Source organism: Halomonas sp. ATBC28 (assembly GCF_005937175.1).
Classification (GTDB): Bacteria; Pseudomonadota; Gammaproteobacteria; order Pseudomonadales; family Halomonadaceae; genus Vreelandella; species Vreelandella titanicae.
This window is the reverse complement of the sequence record NZ_VCQL01000004.1, coordinates 14853-34117: the sequence shown is the minus strand read 5'-3', so window position 1 is coordinate 34117 and position 19265 is coordinate 14853. Positions and strand designations below refer to the sequence as shown.

General features: G+C 56.2%; 15 protein-coding genes and 3 tRNA genes. 4 read left to right on the top strand and 14 right to left on the bottom strand.

Annotated elements, in window-relative coordinates; all coding sequences use genetic code 11:
* Positions 1 to 21: 21 nt before the first annotated feature.
* Positions 22 to 1140: an ABC transporter ATP-binding protein gene (locus E0L35_RS05185; protein WP_022522062.1), complete on the bottom strand. Its 1119-nt coding sequence runs from the start codon at positions 1138 to 1140 to the stop codon at positions 22 to 24.
* A 243-nt stretch (positions 1141 to 1383) separates the two neighbouring features.
* On the opposite strand from E0L35_RS05185, the gene E0L35_RS05180 reads away from it, so the two are divergent.
* Positions 1384 to 2409, top strand: a complete 1026-nt coding sequence (locus tag E0L35_RS05180) for a Fe(3+) ABC transporter substrate-binding protein (protein ID WP_022522061.1) — start codon at positions 1384 to 1386, stop codon at positions 2407 to 2409.
* A gap of 88 nt (positions 2410 to 2497) precedes the next feature.
* Here the strand turns inward: E0L35_RS05180 and cydC are convergent, their stop codons facing one another.
* From cydC to polA, 6 genes are all read right to left on the bottom strand, one after another.
* Positions 2498 to 4243 carry a thiol reductant ABC exporter subunit CydC gene (gene cydC / locus E0L35_RS05175; RefSeq protein WP_138799843.1) on the bottom strand — a complete coding sequence of 582 codons (1746 nt, stop codon included), beginning with the start codon at positions 4241 to 4243 and terminating at the stop codon, positions 2498 to 2500.
* Positions 4231 to 5946 carry a thiol reductant ABC exporter subunit CydD gene (gene cydD, locus E0L35_RS05170; RefSeq protein WP_249362095.1) on the bottom strand — a complete coding sequence of 572 codons (1716 nt, stop codon included), beginning with the start codon at positions 5944 to 5946 and terminating at the stop codon, positions 4231 to 4233. Before cydD ends, cydC begins: the two co-directional genes overlap by 13 nt.
* Positions 5930 to 6049 carry a cytochrome bd-I oxidase subunit CydX gene (gene cydX / locus E0L35_RS05165; RefSeq protein WP_051052215.1) on the bottom strand — a complete coding sequence of 40 codons (120 nt, stop codon included), beginning with the start codon at positions 6047 to 6049 and terminating at the stop codon, positions 5930 to 5932. The genes cydD and cydX overlap by 17 nt, the downstream gene beginning before the upstream one ends.
* A 12-nt stretch (positions 6050 to 6061) precedes the next feature.
* Positions 6062 to 7204 (bottom strand): cytochrome d ubiquinol oxidase subunit II, encoded by a 1143-nt coding sequence (gene cydB, locus E0L35_RS05160; RefSeq protein ID WP_138799841.1) that lies wholly within the window; start codon positions 7202 to 7204, stop codon positions 6062 to 6064.
* Positions 7201 to 8772, bottom strand: coding sequence for a cytochrome ubiquinol oxidase subunit I (locus tag E0L35_RS05155; RefSeq protein ID WP_138799840.1), 1572 nt, complete (start codon positions 8770 to 8772; stop codon positions 7201 to 7203). The genes cydB and E0L35_RS05155 overlap by 4 nt, the downstream gene beginning before the upstream one ends.
* Before the next feature lie 236 nt (positions 8773 to 9008).
* Entirely contained in the window at positions 9009 to 11798 is a 2790-nt protein-coding gene (gene polA / locus E0L35_RS05150; protein WP_138799839.1) for a DNA polymerase I, read from the bottom strand.
* A 180-nt stretch (positions 11799 to 11978) separates the two neighbouring features.
* On the opposite strand from polA, the gene E0L35_RS05145 reads away from it, so the two are divergent.
* Complete coding sequence (locus E0L35_RS05145; protein ID WP_039860825.1) at positions 11979 to 12938, top strand: homoserine kinase; 960 nt, start codon at positions 11979 to 11981, stop codon at positions 12936 to 12938.
* A complete protein-coding gene (speA, locus tag E0L35_RS05140) occupies positions 12935 to 14863 on the top strand; it encodes a biosynthetic arginine decarboxylase (RefSeq protein WP_138799838.1) in 1929 nt (642 codons plus the stop codon). Before E0L35_RS05145 ends, speA begins: the two co-directional genes overlap by 4 nt.
* A gap of 137 nt (positions 14864 to 15000) precedes the next feature.
* Here speA and E0L35_RS05135 read toward each other — a convergent pair whose 3' ends face one another.
* Positions 15001 to 15666, bottom strand: coding sequence for a fumarylacetoacetate hydrolase family protein (locus E0L35_RS05135; RefSeq protein ID WP_022522053.1), 666 nt, complete (start codon positions 15664 to 15666; stop codon positions 15001 to 15003).
* A gap of 118 nt (positions 15667 to 15784) precedes the next feature.
* The gene (thpD, locus tag E0L35_RS05130; protein WP_022522052.1) at positions 15785 to 16783 is read right to left on the bottom strand and encodes an ectoine hydroxylase; all 999 of its coding nucleotides are present in this window, start codon (positions 16781 to 16783) and stop codon (positions 15785 to 15787) included.
* Positions 16784 to 17069: 286 nt separating this feature from the next.
* On the opposite strand from thpD, the gene E0L35_RS05125 reads away from it, so the two are divergent.
* A complete protein-coding gene (locus tag E0L35_RS05125; protein WP_171051121.1) occupies positions 17070 to 17528 on the top strand; it encodes an META domain-containing protein in 459 nt (152 codons plus the stop codon).
* Between the two features lie 53 nt (positions 17529 to 17581).
* Here the strand turns inward: E0L35_RS05125 and E0L35_RS05120 are convergent, their stop codons facing one another.
* The 5 genes from E0L35_RS05120 to E0L35_RS05100 form a co-directional block, all read right to left on the bottom strand.
* The gene (locus E0L35_RS05120; protein WP_138799836.1) at positions 17582 to 18232 is read right to left on the bottom strand and encodes a LysE family translocator; all 651 of its coding nucleotides are present in this window, start codon (positions 18230 to 18232) and stop codon (positions 17582 to 17584) included.
* Between the two features lie 223 nt (positions 18233 to 18455).
* Positions 18456 to 18531, bottom strand: a tRNA-Thr gene (locus tag E0L35_RS05115).
* Between the two features lie 72 nt (positions 18532 to 18603).
* A tRNA-Gln gene (locus E0L35_RS05110) sits at positions 18604 to 18678 on the bottom strand.
* A 6-nt stretch (positions 18679 to 18684) separates the two neighbouring features.
* Positions 18685 to 18760: transfer RNA gene (locus E0L35_RS05105), tRNA-Phe, on the bottom strand.
* Between the two features lie 214 nt (positions 18761 to 18974).
* On the bottom strand, positions 18975 to 19250 hold the full coding sequence (locus tag E0L35_RS05100; RefSeq protein WP_022522039.1) for an oxidative damage protection protein: 276 nt from the start codon (positions 19248 to 19250) through the stop codon (positions 18975 to 18977).
* Positions 19251 to 19265 lie beyond the last annotated feature (15 nt).

Sequence of the window (19265 nt, the reverse complement as noted above, 5' to 3'; positions counted from 1 at the left end):
CTAATTGCCAAGCACTAATTGCTAGGCCACAAGGGGAAAAACAAATACCTGTGAAAGGTCGAGGTGGATATCCACCGGCTGCCCCTCCGCGGGTAAAAACACCCCAGGTACGCGGGCGTGCAGGTGGGCCTCAAGGCCGTTTCCACCATGGGCACACAGGTGTAGCAGGCTGGTGCGCCCCAGCAGCTTCGCCATTACCACATGGCTATGGCGGTGCTCATCCGCAGGCAGTTCACGCTCAACAATACGCAGCGCCTCAGGGCGAATCATGACCTGGGCGTCGCTGCCTTCCGCTAGCCCACCGGCCGGCACCCGCCCCACGGGCGTGTTAACCGCGCCGTTATGCACCTTGCCCTGTAGTTCATTGACGTCGCCAAAAAAGGTCACGACAAAAGGGTCTTGAGGTGAGCAGTAAAGCTCTCGCGGCGTTCCCGTTTGCACGATCCGGCCATCCCGCATTAGCGCGATGCGATCGGCCATAAACATGGCCTCTTCGGGGTCATGGGTCACCAGCAACGTCGCCGCGCCGACTTTTTTAAGCACGTGCAGCGTATCGTCGCGGATTCGGTCTCGCAGCCGCGCATCAAGGCTTGAAAACGGTTCATCCAACAGCATTAAGCGCGGAGATGGCGCCAGCGCCCGTGCCAGGGCCACCCGCTGCTGCTGCCCCCCTGAAAGCATATGCGGGTAAACATCGATATACGCAGCCATACCCAACTGCTCAAGCAGTTTGGCCGCCCGCTCCCGACGCTCGCGAGAAGCTAAATGTTTAAGTCCAAAGGTGACATTTTCCAAAACGGTTAAGTGGGGGAAAAGTGCCGAGTCTTGAAACGCCAGCCCGACATTGCGTTTCTCAGGCGGCACGTGACGCTGGCCCGGGCCTGCAATATAAATATCCTCTAAGGAAACGCTGCCCTCTTGCAGCACTTCAAGGCCCGCAGCGATACGCAGCAGCGTTGTTTTGCCACAACCAGAGGGCCCCAATAGGCAGACCACCTCGCCTGGAGCAACGCTTAAATCCACCCCTTTTACAACCGTATGGCCATCATAAGCGTGGCGTACATTACGCAGGGTTAACGCCGAAGAGCCAGGCGCTGCCTCAGCAGCCCTTCTTTCAGTTACCTTTAGAGTTGCCGTCATAAATCACCGCTATTAATTAGCACTGTCTGAATAGCACTTTCCAGGTGAGCAAACCGCACCTCTAAAAGACTAAACGCGGATTCAGTACATTTGAAAGTTGTTTGCATTCTATTTTTAATTGCCCCGATATGCACGTACCACCTTTTGGGTAGGCATTTGCTCTTGACTGAAGGCATACGAAACGCTTCAATAACAATGTTAATAATGTAACTTATTATCATTCAATAAATAAGGATGTGCTTGATGAAAACCGTACGCTTTGTTGCTCCGATGGCAGCGATGATGGTGGGCGCTACGTTTGCCGGTCAGGTCGTGGCAGACGAGCTCAACCTTTACTCCGCACGCCACTACGACTCTGACGAGCGCCTGTACGATGCGTTCACCGAAGAGACAGGCATCGAAGTCAACATCCTTGAAGGCGACTCCGATCAACTGATCGAGCGCATTCAGCGCGAAGGTGTGGCCAGCCCTGCAGACATCATGCTCACCGTCGATGCTGGCCGCCTCTGGCGCGCTGAAGATGAAGGCATCTTCCAAAGCGTCGAGTCGGACGTTCTCAACGAGCGCCTGCCCGAAGCCATGCGCCACCCTGACGGCCTGTGGTTCGGCTTTAGTCAGCGCGCACGGGTTATTTTCTATAACCGTGAAAACTTCGATCCGAGCCAGATCACTAGCTACGAAGACCTTGCCGACCCGCAGTTTGAAGGCAAGGTGTGCATTCGTTCTTCCAACAACATTTACAACCAGTCGCTGCTGGCCGCAATGATCGAGCACCACGGCGAAGAGGGTGCTGAAGAGTGGGCCCAGGGCGTGGTCAATAACATGGCGCGGGATCCGGAAGGTGGCGATACCGACCAGATTCTGGGCGTGGCCAGCGGCGAGTGTGACATCGCCGTGGCTAACCACTACTACTATGTTCGCCTGCTAAAATCCGACGACGACGCCGAGCGTGAAGCGGCTCGCAAAGTGGGGATTATTTTCCCCAACCAGGATGACCGCGGCACTCACGTGAACGTTGGCGGAGCCGGTGTGGTGGAAGGTGCGCCTAACCGCGAAAACGCCATTCGCTTCCTCGAATACCTGTCTTCCGACACTGCTCAGGAAATTTTCGCCTCCGGCAACAATGAGTTCCCGGTAGTTGACGGCATCAAGAAAGACCCGGTGCTGGAATCCTGGGGCAACTTCAAAACGGATGACGTGAACATCAGCGTACTGGGTGAGAACAACCCTGAAGCGATCCGCATTTTTGATCGCGTCGGCTGGCGTTAAGCCCCCTGCCCGCATTAAGGGAAGAACCTCGCTAGGCAAAAACGCCTAAGCAGAGGCTAGAAACACCCGCAACTGCGGGTGTTTTGCGTTATAGCGCTTCTAAACATGCTGGCACTGGCGGAAAGCGCCGGGGACGACCATCTTCCTGCATATAGAGGGTACGCACCTGACTTTCAGGCAGCTCTAATGGCACGTGGCTGGAAATAACCAGAATCCCATGCTGTGCGCGGTGCACAAGGCTGGTGACGACATGACGCCGAGTTACCGCGTCAAGCCCGGCTAACGGCTCGTCGAGCAGCAGAATGGGCCGTCGCGCCAGCAGCACGCGTCCCAGGGCGATACGTCTCGCCTGACCTCCAGAGACGGCTGCTCCATACTCGCCCAAAGGTGTCTCAAGCCCCTGGGGCAACCCTCGCGCCCAGGTGCCTAGCGCCAAATCATCAAGAACGCTCCACAGCTCACTATCACCGGCATGACGGGCACCAAGGCGTAGATTTTCCGCCAGACTCATGTCAAACAAATCCCACTGTTGGGGCAGATAGCCGACGGCGTTGTGCATTGACCACTGCTCAATGGGATAACCATTAAGGCAACACTCCCCGGACAGCGGCAGCAACTCGCCGGCCAATACCTGCAACAAGGTCGATTTGCCACACCCCGAGGGGCCACGTAAACAGAGTATTTCACCGCTCTTCAACGCCAGGTTGATACGTTGCGGCCCCACCAATGCTCCAGGCAGGCGTGCTGTTAATTGGCTGACATTTAGCTGCCAGCTGGGCGGTGTGATTTCAGCCTCCTCAATAGCGGCTTGCGCCCTCGGCGCCCCTTCCGCCAGGGTATTGAGGCGATTCCGTGCGGCAAGGCTCGCGTCCAAGGCAAGAAAACTATGGGTCAGTGGTGCCAATATTTCCCCTAATGCCAGGACCGCCAAGACGGCGGCTAACAGCATTGGCACCGTCAAATGGCTGGCCGCTAACAGCGCTTCTGCCTGCCATAGCACACTAACGATGGCAGCTCCCAGCGCCACCTGCTGCAACGCGGTGGTCAGGCTGGCAAGCAGTTGCTGGCCCTCCTGATGCGCCAAGTAGTCGGCGTCCCATTTTTTCACTCGTTGGGCCATCTCTGGCCATCGCCCCCACAGCACTAATGAGGTAATGGCTGCCAAGGGCTCAATCAGTGCCACCCGACGACGCTCAGCAAGTTCGGCCCTCTGGCGTGCCTGATCAATACCACGCCATAACGCCAGTAACGGCAACCCCAGCCAGGCTAACAGCACTCCCGGCAAAGCAGCCCACATCAGGGTGCCACTCAGCCAGTAAAGTCCTGCCATGACAACCGCCACCATTAGCCCGGCCCAGCCCCAGGGCAGGAGCGCCCGCAATACCACCTGATCAAGCTGGTCTATATCGGTCACAAGGCAATGCATAGCGTTGGCCGTACCGTGGTGAGAAGGACTGGAAGCCGCCTGCAATAATGGCTTTTTCCCCAATGCCATGAACAATCGACAACGCAGATCCTTCAGCAATCCTAGCGCGGCATCATGGGACGCTAGGCGTTCACCGTAGCGCCCGGCCGTGCGTACAATGGCGCACAGACGAATCAGCGCTGCGGGGCGAAAATAGTCGAAACCGAAGGCGGTCGCCGTCATCGTACCGGCAACCGCCGCCGCGGTAATAAACCAACCCGAGATAGCCAGCAAGCCAATCACAGCCAGCAGCGTGGCGGCACCTAGCAAGAACGCCAGCGACCAGCCGCCACGCCGAAGCAACAGCAAATCACGCAGCCGGATAGTGGGAGGTTGTTCTGCAGAAGGTGTCTTGTTTAGCCGCAGCATGCGATGGCCTCTTTCGATGACAGCTCAATTTGCCGATCGACCCACTCCAGGCCCGCCGACTCGTGACTGACGATAAGCACGCTACGCCCGCGGCTAAGCTTTCCGATCAATGCATTGAGTTGCCAGGCAGCATCCGGATCAAGGTGGGCCGTGGGCTCATCGAATAGCCAGAGCGCTGCATCACGAAGCAGCAACTGCGCCAATCCCAAACGTTGCAGCTGGCCACCGGAGAGTCCCTGTCCGCGCTCGCCCAGCTGCGTGGCAAGCCCATTACCGCGAAGCAGAATCGGCCACAGCCCGACCAGGTTCAGAACCTCAATAAGCTCTTGATCTGTTTTATCCGGGGCCGCCAAGCGCAGGTTATCTGCAATGCTGCCGGACTGGATCGGTGGTTGCTGACTAAGGTAGCCAAGCTGGCGTTGCCAGGTGGCGCGGGACCACCGGGCAAGTTCGCAACCCTTCGCCTTCAGGCTGCCCTGGTAAGCGCTAAATCCCAACAACGCATGCAAAAGGCTCGACTTGCCCACTCCGCTTTCGCCCTGCACCAATACCCTTTCCCGCGCCGCCAGCGTGAGGTTAAGCGGCGCCAGGCGAAGCCGACCGCCTTCACCCCGAACACTCAGCTCGTTACACTCCACGGTGAAAGACTCGACGTTTCCCGCTACCGGGGGTAGCGGTGCCTCTTGAGGCTGCCAAGTGTCAGCTTCCAGCAGAGGCGTCAACGCCTGCATGGCACCGATTGCTTCCGCCCGGGCATGATAGTCTGTGCCCAATTGGCGAAGCGGCGCATAGAACTCGGGCGCCAGCAGTAAAATAAACAACGCCCCCTGATAGGGCACCGGCACCTCGGCTTTCGCCCAGGGTAAAAGGCCAAGCAGCCCTAAGCCGAGATAAAGCGCCACCAAGGCAATCGCCAACGCGGCAAAAAACTCCAGCACCGCGCTGGATAGAAAGGCAAGTCTAAGCACCCGCATAGTACGCCCACGGTAGGCGTCACTCGCCTGGGCGACCTTGGTCTCTGCTTGGTCAGTTGCTCCCATGCGCTGTAGCGTCGCCATCCCACGAACCAGGTCGAGGAAGCGGCCCCCCATACGCGCCAAGGCGACGAACTGCTGCTGACTGGCACCCGCAGCAGCACGTCCCACCAGGATCATAAATAGTGGCACCAACGGCGCGGTCATTAGCATCAATCCCGCGGCCAGCGGGCTATAAAACGCTACCACCGCCGCTATCAGGCAGGGCACTAGTACCGCCAGCAAGCTCTGTACCCGATAGCGGCTAACGTAGCCGTCCAAGGCATCCACCTGCTCCAGCACCTGAGTGGCCAAGGCGCCATCACTGCCAAATTGGCGCCTAACCGGCCCAAGGTGGCCAAGCTGCGTTAATAACTGGCTGCGTAAGGCGTCACGAGCACGCAGGCTGGCCTGACGAGACAGCCATTCCCGGCCAGCGTGGAGAAAAGGGCGTAGCACCATGCAAATGGCCAGCCCTGCTAGCCAAACCGTCGGATGGCCCGGCGACTCCCTACCCTGCCAAAGCAGTAACCAATGGTGAAAAATAGTGGCCAACAGCCAACTCTGGGCAATCAGCACTACCACGCCGATCATCGCTAGCAGCGTGGCGCCCCGCAACCACCAGCGTTGTGGGGCAAGGCAGCGGTTCAGCCGCTGCCGCGGGTCATTGGCTTCAGTCGCTCCGCTCATGCTCGGATTCGCCTTCATAGCCATTCACTTCAAGCCACATGGCGTTAAGAATGCTGACGGTGGCCGCCAGCGTGACACCCAAAATCCAGGCGAAATACCACATACGATACCCTCCTCAGTAAAGCGCTTTGTCGTTATCACGAATAAACTGCTCGTTCAGGCGTCCACGCATGACCCAGTAACTCCAGGCGGTATACAGCAGCACCAACGGCACGAAAACACACACCACCACAAACATGATCTTGAGCGTCAACTCGCTCGCCGTGGCATCCCACATGGTTAGACTATGGTTGGGGTTCAGCGACGACGGCATCACGAAGGGAAACATCGTAACGCCCGTTGTGACCACCACCATCGCCATGGCGACAGCCGAACTGGTAAATGCCAGCGCATGGCGTCCCAGCTTCATGGTCAGCGCGCAGAGCACAAAACCTAAGACGCCCAGTATTGGCAGTAGCCACAACAGCGGGAAGCGGCTGTAGTTGGTCATCCAGCCGCCAGCACTGACCGCCACGATTTTACCGGTAGTATCGTTGTACCCTTGGGTGTCGATTACGCTAGTCACTTGGTAGCCATCAACGCCCAGGAGCAGCCACACCCCACCCAGCACGAACAGTGCCGCGCATATCAGTGCTGTCAGGCTGCCGATGGCCGCACTACGGCTGCGCAGTTCGCCCTCGGTTTTAAGCTGCAACCAAGCCGCTCCGTGGGTGACGAACATCAGCAGGCTCAACAGCCCGGCCAATAGCGCAAAGGGGTTCAATAGGCCCAGCAAGCCGCCCTGATACTCCAGGCGCAGATAGTCATCGAACTGGAAGGGAACGCCTTGCAAGAGATTGCCAAAAGCGACACCAAAGATCAGCGCGGGAACGGCGGAGCCGATCGTCAAACCCCAATCCCAACGACGGCGCCATGTGGGATTTGCCAACTTGGAGCGATAATCGAACGCCAGGGGGCGAAGAAAAAGCGCGAACAGTGTCAGCATCAAGGCGAGATAGAAGCCGTTGAAGGCCGTTGCGTAAACTGGAGGCCAAGCGGCAAACAGTGCGCCCCCTGCGGTGACCAGCCAGACCTGATTACCGTCCCAATGAGGCGCCATGGAGTTGATCATCACCCGGCGCTCCTCATCGCCGCGCCCGACAACGTTGAGCAAGGCGGCAACGCCCATATCAAAACCATCGGTGACCGCGAAGCCCACCAATAGCACGCCGATCAGCACCCACCAGACAAACCTAAGGGTTTCGTAGTCCATCATCATGCCTCCCGTGCTGGGGTTGAAATTGGATAGTCAGACTCAGCGTCATCATCCAGATAACCGCTACCGGAGGGCCCTTTGCGGGCAAAGTGCTGCATCAGCCACATTTCGATGATGACGAAGATGGTGTAGAGGACGCCAATAGAAATCAGGGTAAACAGCACCTGCTCAGCCGTCAGGCTGGAAATGGCCAAGTGCACCGGCAGTATCTCGCCGATTGCCCACGGCTGACGCCCATATTCGGCCACGAACCAGCCCGCCTCACAGGCAATCCAAGGCAGCGGTAGGCTGAACAGCGCGAAGCGAAGTAGCCACCGGGATTTCTCTGGCTGACGACGTACGCTATGCCAGAAGGCCAGCGCAAACAGCAACAGCATGCTAAAACCCGCGGCGACCATGGCCCGAAAAGACCAGAAAAGCGGCCAAACCTTGGGAATCGACGCTTCAACGGCTTGATCAATTTCGGCTGTGGTCGCATTGGCTACATCGTCGCTATAGGCACTGAGCAGTAGCCCATAACCAAGATCGCTGCGCACTTCCTCGAACCGAGCCATATCCCCTTCGCGCTCTTCATCACTGCGCAGGCGCTGCATGAGAGCGTAGGCTTCCTGGCCATTGACGATGCGTTCGCGGTGCTCTTCCTTAAGCTCCCGAATACCCATCACTTCGGTATCCAGCGAGCGCGTAGCGATCAAGCCCATCATGCCAGGTATGCGGATGGCAAAGTCGGTGTGCTGTTCCGCCTCGTTGGGGAGTCCAAATAGCGTGAAAGCCGCAGGTGCGGGATGGGTTTGCCACTCTGCTTCGATGGCGGCCAGCTTGACCTTCTGCACGTCCCCCAGCTCATAGCCAGACTCATCGCCCAGTACAATGACCGATAGCGCGCTGGCCAACCCGAAGGCAGAAGCAATCGCAAAGCTGCGCCGCGCAAAGGCAATCTCACGCCCCTTGAGCAGGTACCAGCTTGAAATCGCCAACACGAAAATCGCCCCGGTGACGTACCCCGCTGACACGGTATGCACAAATTTGACTTGGGCGACGGGGTTGAGCAGCACCTCTGCAAAGCTGACCAACTCCATACGCATGGTGGCTAGGTTGAGCTCCGACCCTACGGGGTGCTGCATCCAGCCATTGGCTACCAGAATCCACAGGGCTGACATATTGGTCGCCAAGGCCATGAGCCAGGTAACCGCCAGGTGCTTCTCTTTTGACAGGCGATCCCAGCCGAAGAAGAATAGCCCGACCAGCGTCGACTCAAGGAAGAACGCCATCAAGGCTTCTATCGCCAGGGGCGCTCCGAAAATATCGCCGACATAGTGAGAGTAGTACGACCAGTTAGTGCCGAACTGGAACTCCATGGCGATACCGGTCGTTACCCCTAACGCAAAGTTAATACCAAACAGCTTGCCCCAGAATTTGGTCATCTGACGATAAATGGTTTTACCGGTCATGACATAGACCGACTCCATGATCGCCAGAAGTATCGACAGCCCTAGCGTTAAGGGTACAAACAGGAAATGCACCATCGCCGTAAAGGCGAACTGCAACCTGGATAATTCAACAATGTCCATGAGTGACTCCCGATGGATAGCTTAAACACACCTTTCGCCCCACCGGGAAACCACAGACAGGTGCTAACCCAGGCAAAGCGATGTGTATAGGCTATTCCTCCACCCGAGCCAACAATTTGATCTTGATCAATTCCTTACTTAAGCATTGCACTGTTGCGACAATATGCCATCCACCCCCTTCCTCATTCAGAGACGCAGGCGTAAACGAACGAGGCTTGCGGTGTTGGTAGTAGGCATTAGTGCGCTTCATCCCAATTGGCACCGCTCTCCGCTTCTACAATCAGCGGTACTTTCAGCTCAGCCGCGCCCTGCATGCGTTTTTGCACCTGCTCGATAAAGGCCTCGACCTGCTTCTCGGCGACTTCAAACACCAGTTCATCGTGCACCTGCATCACCATCAGCGCATCGAACTCGCCTTCCGCTAACCACGTATCCACATCGATCATCGCCTGCTTGATAATATCGGCGGCAGTGCCCTGCATCGGCGCGTTAATCGCGGTGCGCTCGGCGCCTTGGCGGCGGTTGCGGTTTTGCGACTGAATTTCCGGCAGGTAAAGCCGCCGCCCTAATACAGTTTCGACAAAACCATCCTCCGCCGCTTGCGAGCGAATGCGCTCCATATAGCGTGCCACGCCGGGATAGCGGTCAAAGTAACGATCAATGTAGGTTTGCGCCTGGTTGCGCTCGATATGCAGCTGACGCGACAACCCCCAGGCACTCATGCCGTAGATCAAGCCGAAGTTAATCGCTTTGGCGCTGCGGCGCTGATCGCCCGACACCTTGTCAAGGGAAGTGCCAAACACTTCCGCCGCGGTAGCAGTGTGGATATCACGCCCCTCGGCAAAGGCTTCCAGCAGGCCTTTGTCCTCGGAAAGGTGCGCCATAATACGCAGCTCGATCTGCGAGTAGTCCGCGGCAACAATGCGATAACCGGGGCGGGCAATAAACGCCTGACGAATTTTGCGCCCCTCTTCAGTACGGATGGGAATGTTCTGTAAGTTGGGATCCGACGACGAAAGCCGCCCGGTCGCGGTGACCGCCTGATGATAGCTGGTGTGTACCCGGCCAGTGGCTTTATTGAGCAAACGCGGTAGCTTATCGGTGTAGGTGGACTTCAGCTTGGCCAGCCCCCGGTGCTGCATAATCACCTTGGGCAGCGGGTAATCCAGCGCCAACTCTTCCAGCACACCTTCCGCGGTAGAGGGTGCGCCTTTTGGGGTTTTCTTGAGCACCGGAATTTTCTGCTCTTCAAACAGAATCTGCCCTAACTGCTTGGGTGAGCCGAGATTAAATTCGCGCCCGGCCAGTTCAAACGCCTCGCGTTCTAATTCGCCAATGCGCTGCTCTAACTGCTGGCTCTGTTGATGCAAGCGCTCGGCATCTACCGCTACCCCGTTGCGCTCGATGCGCGAGAGCACCTTGATCAACGGCAGCTCAATATTATCCAGCACCTCCGCCAGACGCCCTTCGCTTTCGACCTGGGGACGCAGCGCTTGCTGCAGCCGCAGGGTGATATCAACATCTTCGCAAGCGTAAGGCGCCGCTTGCTCCAGGGCAATCTGGTTAAAGGTCAGCTGCTTGGCGCCCTTACCGGCAATCTCTTCAAAGGAGATGGTCTTTTCACCCAAATACTTGAGCGCCAGCGAATCCATATCGTGCCGGGTGGCGGTGGAATTGAGCACATAGGAGGCCAGCATGGTGTCAGCAAAAGGGCCTGCCACGGAAATCGCATAGTTGGCCAGCACGGAAATATCGTACTTGAGGTTTTGGCCAATCTTGGTTTTTTTCGGGTCTTCCAGCAGCGGTTTTAGCGCCGCCAACACCGTTTTACGGTCAAGCTGCTTAGGCGCATCCAGGTAGTCGTGGGCAAGCGGAATATAGGCCGCCTCACCCACTTCCAGCGACAAGCCAACGCCAACAATTTCCGCATCCATGTAATTAAGGCTGGTAGTTTCCAGATCGAAACAGAAGCGTTCGGCGTTTTGCAGCCGATCCAGCCAGCGCTCGAAGTCTGCCTGTTCGAGGATGACCTGATCGTCACGAACAGAGGCGTGCACAGAAGCGCTCTCCCCCTCGGACTCGCTACCATCTTCCTCAGCGCTTACGGGCGCAGGCTCGCCGCCTTTAACGTCATCCACGCCTTCGTCTTTGCCTTCCAGCAGCTCACCCAGCCACTGGCGGAATTCCATCTCTTTATACAGGATGACCAGCGCTTCGCGATCCGGATGAGCAATATCCAAATCATCCAAGCCCACCGGCAACTCGCAGTCGACTTTAATGGTGGCCAGCTGATAGGAGAGAAACGCCTGATCGCGATGCTCTTCAAGCTTCTTGGGCAGTGTTTTGGCGCCCCGGAAAGTGAGCGTTTTCACTCGCTCTAAGTCGCCATAAATGGTCTCCAGCCCGCCGCCCATGCCTTGCAGCAGGCCAATGGCGGTCTTCTCACCTACGCCGGGCACACCGGGAATGTTATCGACCTTGTCACCCATCAGAGCGAGAAAATCGATAATCAATGCGGGCGGCAGGCCGAATTTTTCTTCTACGCCCGCCTCATCCAGGGTTTCATCCTTCATGGTGTTCACCAGAGTGATATGGGCATTAACCAGTTGCGCCATATCCTTATCGCCGGTGGAGATCACTGCATCGCGTCCCGCCTGGGTGGCGTGATGGGCCAGGGTGCCAATCACATCGTCCGCCTCTACGCCGTCAACGCAAAGCAGCGGCAGGCCCAGCGCCTTCACGCAGGCGTGCAGCGGAGCGATCTGGCTGCGTAGGTCATCGGGCATCGGCGGGCGGTGCGCTTTATAGTCGCTGTACAGCTCATCACGGAAGGTTTTGCCCGGCGCGTCAAACACCACCGCCATGGGGCTTTCGGGATAATCCTTAATCAGCCGTTTGAGCATGTTTAACACGCCTTTCACCGCGCCCGTTGGCTGACCATTGGAGGTCGTTAGCGGCGGCAGCGCATGAAAGGCACGGTACAGATAAGAAGAGCCATCGACGAGGACGATCGGAGCGCGAGCCATAACCAAGTTCCATTGTTAAATAAGATTGCTTAAAAAGAATTGCCAATAAGAGTGCCTCACATGATACGCGTTGCACAGGCAGCCTGTAGAGCCAAACTCGACTCTCTTATCACAACAACGCTGCCAACTGAGCGACCAAGCCGCTACAATAATGGGCTTAGCAACCTGGGCGAGACTCTCATGGCTGTATTTACTCCGCTTAGCGACGCACAGGTCGCCGCGTTTTTAGAAAAATTTGATGTGGGCAGTTTTGTTTCCCTTAAGGGAGTCGCGAACGGCACCGAAAATTCGACTTTTTTTGTGACTACCGACCGCCGCGAACTGGTATTAACCCTGTTCGAACAGGGCGAACACGCAGAACTGCCGTTCTTTGTCGAACTGCTGGACTATTTGGACGAGCACCGCTTACCGGTGCCCGGCACCATTCATGACCGCGAAGGTATCGCGCTGCATAGCCTGGAGGGCAAGCCGGCGTTGCTATTCCCGCGCCTGCCTGGCCGCCATCCCGAGGCGCCCAATGTAGCCCAGTGCCATGCCTTAGGCGATACTTTGGGTCACCTGCACGTGGTGTCAAAGCGTTTCCCCGGCCACCGCCCCAACCCGCGGGATCTCAACTGGCTGCAGGTGATGCACCATAAAGTATTGAGTTACCTAAGCCCCGCGGATCAAACGTTGATGAAGGATGAAGTCGACGATTTCGAGAGCGCCTTTATGCGACACGGTGAGCTGCCCCAAGGCGCCCTGCACGGTGATCTGTTTCGTGACAACACCCTGTTTGAGGGTGACCAGCTTGGCGGTATTATCGACTTTTATAATGGCTGCACTGGGGATCTCCTGTTTGATCTGGCGATTGTGATCAACGACTGGGCCTCCAACGACGATGGCACTCTCAACGCTGAGCGCTACAATACGCTGTTGAGCGCCTACCTGGCGCGCCGGCCGTTAACGGCGGATGAACGGGAACTGTGGCCCACCATGCTGCGCATGACGGCGCTGCGCTACTGGCTGTCACGCCTGCTGGTGGTCTATGTTGATCCCCCGGCCCACGATTTGACGCCTCACGACCCCGAACGTTTTCGAACCATATTAACTGCGCGCATTGCCCACGGTGCATTGCCGCTACCTGAGGTTTCTGCATGAGTGTGATGGCGACGACTAGCCCTGCCCTTCGCGCACGGCGCACCTGGAATATCGATCAATGGGGTAGCGGTTACTTCGACGTGGATGATCAAGGTCAGGCCCTGGTGCGGCCGCTGGGTAGTGATGCGGAAGGCCCGGCGCTACCGCTGAGCGGCTTGGTTCGCCAGTTGCAGAGCGCTGGGCTGCGGTTGCCTGTACTGGTACGCTTTAGCGATATTCTTCACGACCGGGTGGAGCAGCTGTGTGGTGCTTTTGATGCCGCCATGAGCGACTGCGACTACCAGGGCGGCTACACCGCCGTTTACCCGATTAAAGTGAACCAGCAGCGCAGAGTGGTGGAAGAGATTCTGGCCACCGCCGAGCGCGGCAACGGCCGTGTGGGTCTGGAAGCGGGCAGCAAGCCCGAGTTGCTGGCAGTGCTGGCTTTGTCTGACGGCGGCTCCTCGCTGATTGTCTGCAACGGTTACAAAGACCGCGAGTATGTGCGCTTGGCGCTGCTGGGTGAAAAACTCGGGCACAAGGTCTATTTGGTGGTCGAAAAGCTCTCCGAGCTGCAGTTGATTTTGGAAGAGGCGCGAGAACTGGACGTAACACCGCGTATTGGCCTGCGCGCTCGTCTTGCTTCAGTGGGTAAAGGCAAGTGGCAGAATACCGGCGGTGAGAAGTCTAAGTTCGGCCTCACCGCCAGCCAAATTCTCGAGGTGGTAGACACGCTGCGTCGCGAGGAGGCGCTGGAAAGCCTGCAGCTCGTGCACTTCCACCTGGGTTCCCAGATCGCCAATATTCGCGATATTCAGCGCGGTCTGCGTGAGTGCGCGCGCTTCTACCAGAACCTGATGCAGTTGGGTGCGCCAATTGACACCGTCGATGTAGGTGGCGGCCTGGGTATCGATTACGAAGGCACTCGCTCGCGCAGCTTCTGCTCAGCTAACTATTCGATGCGTGAATACGCCCGCAACGTCGTCAGCGCCTTTGCCCAGCTCTGCCAAGAGGCGAACCTGCCACAGCCTCATCTCATTAGCGAATCCGGCCGTGCGCTAACTGCCCACCACGCGGTGCTGATCACTAACGTGATTGGCGAAGAGCGCATCGACGACACGCCGCCTGAACGGCATTCGGCAGGCGAGAGCCAAGAAGATGCCCAAGTAGAGCTGCTGTGGCGGGTGTTCGAGCAGTTAGCGACCGCCCAAGAGCCGCGCATGCTGGTGGAAGCGTGGCACGATCTGCTTCAAGCGGTTAGCGAACTGCAGGAACGTTTTGTGATGGGTTTGAGTAACATTACCGCCCGCGCTGAAGGTGAGCGGGTGTATATGGCTGCCTGCACACGGCTGCGCACTCAGTTGGATACTCGTAACCGTGCCCATCGCGAAATCATGGATGAACTGGCGGAGAAACTCGCCGATAAACTGTTCGTCAACTTCTCGCTATTCCAGTCGGTGCCTGATGTTTGGGGCATCGAGCAGATATTTCCGGTACTGCCCCTTAGCGGGCTGGATCAAGCGCCCACCCGGCGGGCAGTGATTCAGGATATCACCTGCGACTCCGACGGCCGCATCGACAGCTACGTCGACGGCCAGGGGGTCGAGAGCACCCTACCGCTTCCCGAGTGGGCTTCAGACGATGAACGCTGGCTAGGGTTCTTTCTAGTGGGCGCCTATCAGGAAATTCTTGGCGATCTACACAACCTGTTTGGCGACACCGACTCCGTTGATGCTGCGCTCAATGCCGACGGCGAGTGGACACTATCTAACCCGCTGGCCGGGGACTCGGTGGCCCAGGTACTTGCCTACGTCAACTTCAATGCCAATGTGCTCAAGCAGAAGCTCACCGACCAGCTAGCCGCCAGCGGCTTTACTGCCGACGAGCAAGCGCGCTTTGCGGCGAGCTTAAGCGAAGGTCTGGAAGGCTATACCTATCTTGAATAACCGATCTTGAAAACCAGTCTTGAATAGCCCGTACTGAATGGCACGTATTGGGTTACGCCAAACAGAAGCGCCACCCTGATTTTGGAGTGGCGCTTCTTCACGATCCAACACTGTCCAGCAATTCTCTGCTTTTTTCGCTACTCGACTACGCTGGTTTCAACTACCAAACCACCGGTCAAGGTTAAACGCAGTGATGAACCGCGAACCAGCTCTCCAACGCCTGATGGCGTGCCGGTCAAAATCACATCGCCCGGCTCTAGAGTGAAGTGACGGCTCATTTCGGCTACCAAGGTTGGTATGGCGAAGATCATATCGGAGCCTTCACCGTGCTGGCGCTCTTCACCATCAATCTCAAGCGTGAAAGCCAGCGCGTTCCAGTTAGGAACACGGCTTAGCGGCAGAAACGACGAAAGCGGGCAAGCGCCATCAAAAGCTTTGGCGATTTCCCAGGGATGCCCTTTCTCTTTTAGCTTCGTCTGTACATCACGCAGCGTTAAATCCATCGCCAACCCGATACCGACAATCGCACGCTCGGCCTCATCCAGGGTGGCGTGGGTTAACGTTTCACCCACTAACAGCGCAAGCTCGGCTTCATAATGCACATCACCGCGTGAAAACGGCGGATCCAACGGTTTGGTTAGATCCACAACGCTGGTCGATGGCTTTATGAACAGCAGCGGCTCAGTGGGAACTGGATTATCCAGCTCTTTCGCATGGTCGGCATAATTACGGCCGATGCAGACAACCTTGCCCAGCGGGTGGGGAAACTCCTGGCCATCGGTAAACTGTGGAACAAAACGCATGGCGGGTATTCTCCTTCTCATTATGCGTGCCGCTTTCGCAACGACAGGCGCAACAGTTTACCCCACCTATACGAAGGTTCCACACCCTTCGGCCATGAATTTGTTTCCCCACTGCACGTTAGCGATATTGCTGGGCCTGTTGATCAGGGCTATGAGCCAGGAAATCTGGCCGTTGTTTAGCCGCGGCATAAGGCGCTTGGCAGCGATTATCCTGGCGGTTAAACACGAAGAACACGTTGCTACGCGGGTCAGGCGACAGGTTGGCGTTAGAAGCATGCAGCGTATTGCAATCGAACAGCAGCAAACCACCCGCCTTGCCTTTTGGCGCTTCAATACCGTGTTCCGCCACTAGCTCGGTAAGTGCCTCTGGGCTTGGCACGCCCACTTCCTGCGCTTTCAGCGAGCTTTTGTGGTTATCCTCCGGTGTTTCCCCCACGCACGGTACAAACTTTTTGTGCGAACCGGGGATCAGCATCAACGGACCATTGAACTCATGGTTGTCAGTTAAGATCAGCGATGCGCTAACCGCGTGCATCGCAGGCATGCCATCTTCCGCGTGCCACGTCTCAAAGTCGGAGTGCCAGTTAAAGCCCTTACCGGCAAATCCAGGCTTATAGTTAATACGCGACTGATGCACATAAGGGTCGTCGCCTATGATTTGACGAGCAGCGCCCGCGACACGCTCATCACTGGCCAGCTTTCCCAACCGCTCAGAGAGGAAGTGCACCGCAAATAGCGAGCGGATTTCCTGGCTCTCTGGCTCAGTGACGCTGAAGTCTTGATTGAGGTACTTATCGTTACTCATCAACGCCTTCATTTCCTGACGCAGCCCCTCAAGCTCTGCGCCTTCAATGAGGTTAGGAATAAACAGAAACCCTTTACGTTCAAACTCATCAAGCTGCGCCTGGCTTAACGGGCCGGAAAGTTGACGGCCTTTGACAACCGCATCTTGGCGTGGCAGCCAGGTTTTCTCAGGAGGGGTGGTTAAGCGCGACGGGTAGGCATCCTGTACCTGTTGGCGCTGAACCTGAGTAGTGTGAACGTTAGGCGTATCGGCCATTTCGCTATATTGCTTATGGGCGGTTACAGCATTTAGTGGTGTGCTTTTGACTGTCATCTAATCCACTCCTTGTATGATTAGGTTTCAGATCGAACATATTGCACGTATAAAGATTAGCGTACATATAAATAAAACAGCACGATTCTAACATCGTGCAGGGAGTAGCCTAGACCACTAAAATTTCCTCGCAAGGCATGATTTCTGGTTTGATAACGTAGGTTACGTGAAAAAAATTGAACAGTGGCTTTTTAGGCAATAAGTCACCTAAAAAGCTCACTCCAAGCCACAATGTTTGCGGTTAATGTTGCTCATCTTTTTATCTAACTGAATGGGGAGTCATACTTTGAAAAGGCAGCTACCGATTTATGGATTTATCAGCGCGCTATTAATAACCGCTGGGTGTTCTTCAGCAACAATGGATACCCACGAGACAGCGCATCGCCCTAATGAAGCTTTGATCAACACCTACTGGAAGCTGGTGACGCTTGATGGCGCGCCGGTCGTCCCCCATGAGAATTTCCGTGAAGCACATTTGGTTCTTCATCAAGAGGCTTCTCGCTTAGCCGGCGCTACCGGCTGTAATACCCTGATGGGCAGCTACCGCGAGGAAAACGAGCGCATAGAGTTTGGGCAAATCGCCAGCACTAAAATAGCCTGCCCAAAACCCCAAATGAAAACTGAGCAAGATTTTCTAGCCGCACTCAAGCAGGTAACGGCATGGAGCGTGAATGGCGCGAGGCTTGTACTGCTGGGCGATAACAGTGAACCATTGGCGGTCTTCGAGGCGGTGCATCTTTATTAATCACAAAGAGCGCATCTAAAGGACGCATTTTAAACTCACCAAGCCTAGAAGAATCAGGCCGGGGAGCGCGAAATCAAGAGGCGACCGCCGATCAGAAGAAAGACTAAACCAGAGATGCCTTGGATCGACTTCCATACCCATGGTTTCCTTAACCACTCAGCGACTCTATGCAATGTGACGACAACCATACCGTAGAAGAACAGAGCGATCAGGGCATGGCTGGCTCCCAAACCGAGCCCTCCCAGCCAGTAGTCCGTTCCACCGGCACTCAGGAACTGGGGAAAGGCCGCAACGTAGAAGATAGCGGGCTTGGGGTTGAGAATATTGGTGAGATAGCCCCGCACAAAGGCCTGTTTTTGGCTTATCCTCGGCAATGTTTGACAACCTTTCGCCTGCGACGCGATGGGCGTTTTCGTTAGTGCTGCTCGAAATGCCTTAACGCCAAGCCAAATAAGATATGCAGCGCCCACACATTTTATAATAGTGAATAACGTGACAGAGGCTGCGACGAGTGCCCCAACACCAATGAGCGCCAACGTGGCATGAGATATGATCGCCGCACAGAAGCCCAGGGTCATCAACCCCCCCGTAACACGGCCTTGCGCCGGCGTCGCCTGAAGCAGCAGGATCAGGTTGGCTCCTGGAGAGACTACGATGAGCGTAACGATGGAGAGAAATGCCAAGTAATCATGAAGTGGAATCATCGAGATTCACCCTGAAATGCCAAGCTAAATAGAAATTACGTATTAGCTCACTAGCAAAATTCAGTCCACGAGTGAGCCCAAAACATACTTTATGCTCACTACTTTACTCAATCAACGACATGGAAACTTTATAAATACAGATATCGTAGACACACACGAAAAAGCCGCCCTTTCGGACGGCTTAATCTAATTCTCTAACGTTTAGCTTTTAACCACTTTTCAGTGGTGCCGACACCAGGAGTCGAACCCGGGACCTACTGATTACAAGTCAGTTGCTCTACCAACTGAGCTATGTCGGCGCTTCACGTTTCCTTGAGAACTTGATTGCTTCGCTGTTAGGCTCTGCAATCAACAAGAAATCTTGTTGGCAATGGCTGGGGTACCAGGATTCGAACCTGGGAATGCCGCTACCAAAAAGCGGTGCCTTACCACTTGGCGATACCCCAGCAGTGTGGTGGCCAGAGACGGAATCGAACCGCCGACACGGGGATTTTCAATCCCCTGCTCTACCAACTGAGCTATCTGGCCGCTGCCAACGGTGCGTATTAAACTAAAAACGCCGCTTTCCGTCAACACCTTTGTGAAACTTTCTTGCGATACCGATGCTTAGAGGTCTTTTTTACTACGCCATCTCTGGCTCGGCCTTCGATACACCCATACCTAGAGCCACTGATTACAAGCCAGTTGCTCGACCAAACCACCCGCCACTAGAAGTAGCCTCCTCTCTCTTTATGCCAGCTATTCATGCCTGCGAGGGCGGTACATAGCCTTCGGCTTGGTCGGTTTCCTGGTTGTCCAGGAAGCGCTGCATCTGCTCCATTAGATACGCACGGGATTCGGGGTCGAGCATGTTGAGGTGCTTTTCATTGATCAGGCGGGTTTGCAACGCCTGCCAGGCTTCCCAAGCGGGCTTGGAAACGGTGGCCTGAATCTCCTGCCCCTGCTTACCCGGCAAAGGTGGGAATGGCAGTGCTTCCAACTCTTTTTGGTACTTGCGGCAAAAAACGGTATTGCTCATAACGTGCTCCTGGTT

Bases quoted from the DNA above. Each gene is read 5' to 3' on its own strand.
- cydX (WP_051052215.1), bottom strand. From the start codon at position 6,049: ATGTGGTATTTCGCCTGGATTTTGGGTGTCACGCTGGCGGCCACCGTC.
- cydD (WP_249362095.1), bottom strand. From the start codon at position 5,946: ATGAGCGGAGCGACTGAAGCCAATGACCCGCGGCAGCGGCTGAACCGC.
- E0L35_RS05155 (WP_138799840.1), bottom strand. From the start codon at position 8,772: ATGGACATTGTTGAATTATCCAGGTTGCAGTTCGCCTTTACGGCGATG.
- E0L35_RS05185 (WP_022522062.1), bottom strand. From the start codon at position 1,140: ATGACGGCAACTCTAAAGGTAACTGAAAGAAGGGCTGCTGAGGCAGCG.
- polA (WP_138799839.1), bottom strand. From the start codon at position 11,798: ATGGCTCGCGCTCCGATCGTCCTCGTCGATGGCTCTTCTTATCTGTAC.
- E0L35_RS05120 (WP_138799836.1), bottom strand. From the start codon at position 18,232: ATGATTCCACTTCATGATTACTTGGCATTTCTCTCCATCGTTACGCTC.
- cydB (WP_138799841.1), bottom strand. From the start codon at position 7,204: ATGATGATGGACTACGAAACCCTTAGGTTTGTCTGGTGGGTGCTGATC.
- thpD (WP_022522052.1), bottom strand. From the start codon at position 16,783: ATGACAGTCAAAAGCACACCACTAAATGCTGTAACCGCCCATAAGCAA.
- E0L35_RS05135 (WP_022522053.1), bottom strand. From the start codon at position 15,666: ATGCGTTTTGTTCCACAGTTTACCGATGGCCAGGAGTTTCCCCACCCG.
- E0L35_RS05180 (WP_022522061.1), top strand. From the start codon at position 1,384: ATGAAAACCGTACGCTTTGTTGCTCCGATGGCAGCGATGATGGTGGGC.
- E0L35_RS05145 (WP_039860825.1), top strand. From the start codon at position 11,979: ATGGCTGTATTTACTCCGCTTAGCGACGCACAGGTCGCCGCGTTTTTA.
- cydC (WP_138799843.1), bottom strand. From the start codon at position 4,243: ATGCTGCGGCTAAACAAGACACCTTCTGCAGAACAACCTCCCACTATC.
- E0L35_RS05100 (WP_022522039.1), bottom strand. From the start codon at position 19,250: ATGAGCAATACCGTTTTTTGCCGCAAGTACCAAAAAGAGTTGGAAGCA.
- speA (WP_138799838.1), top strand. From the start codon at position 12,935: ATGAGTGTGATGGCGACGACTAGCCCTGCCCTTCGCGCACGGCGCACC.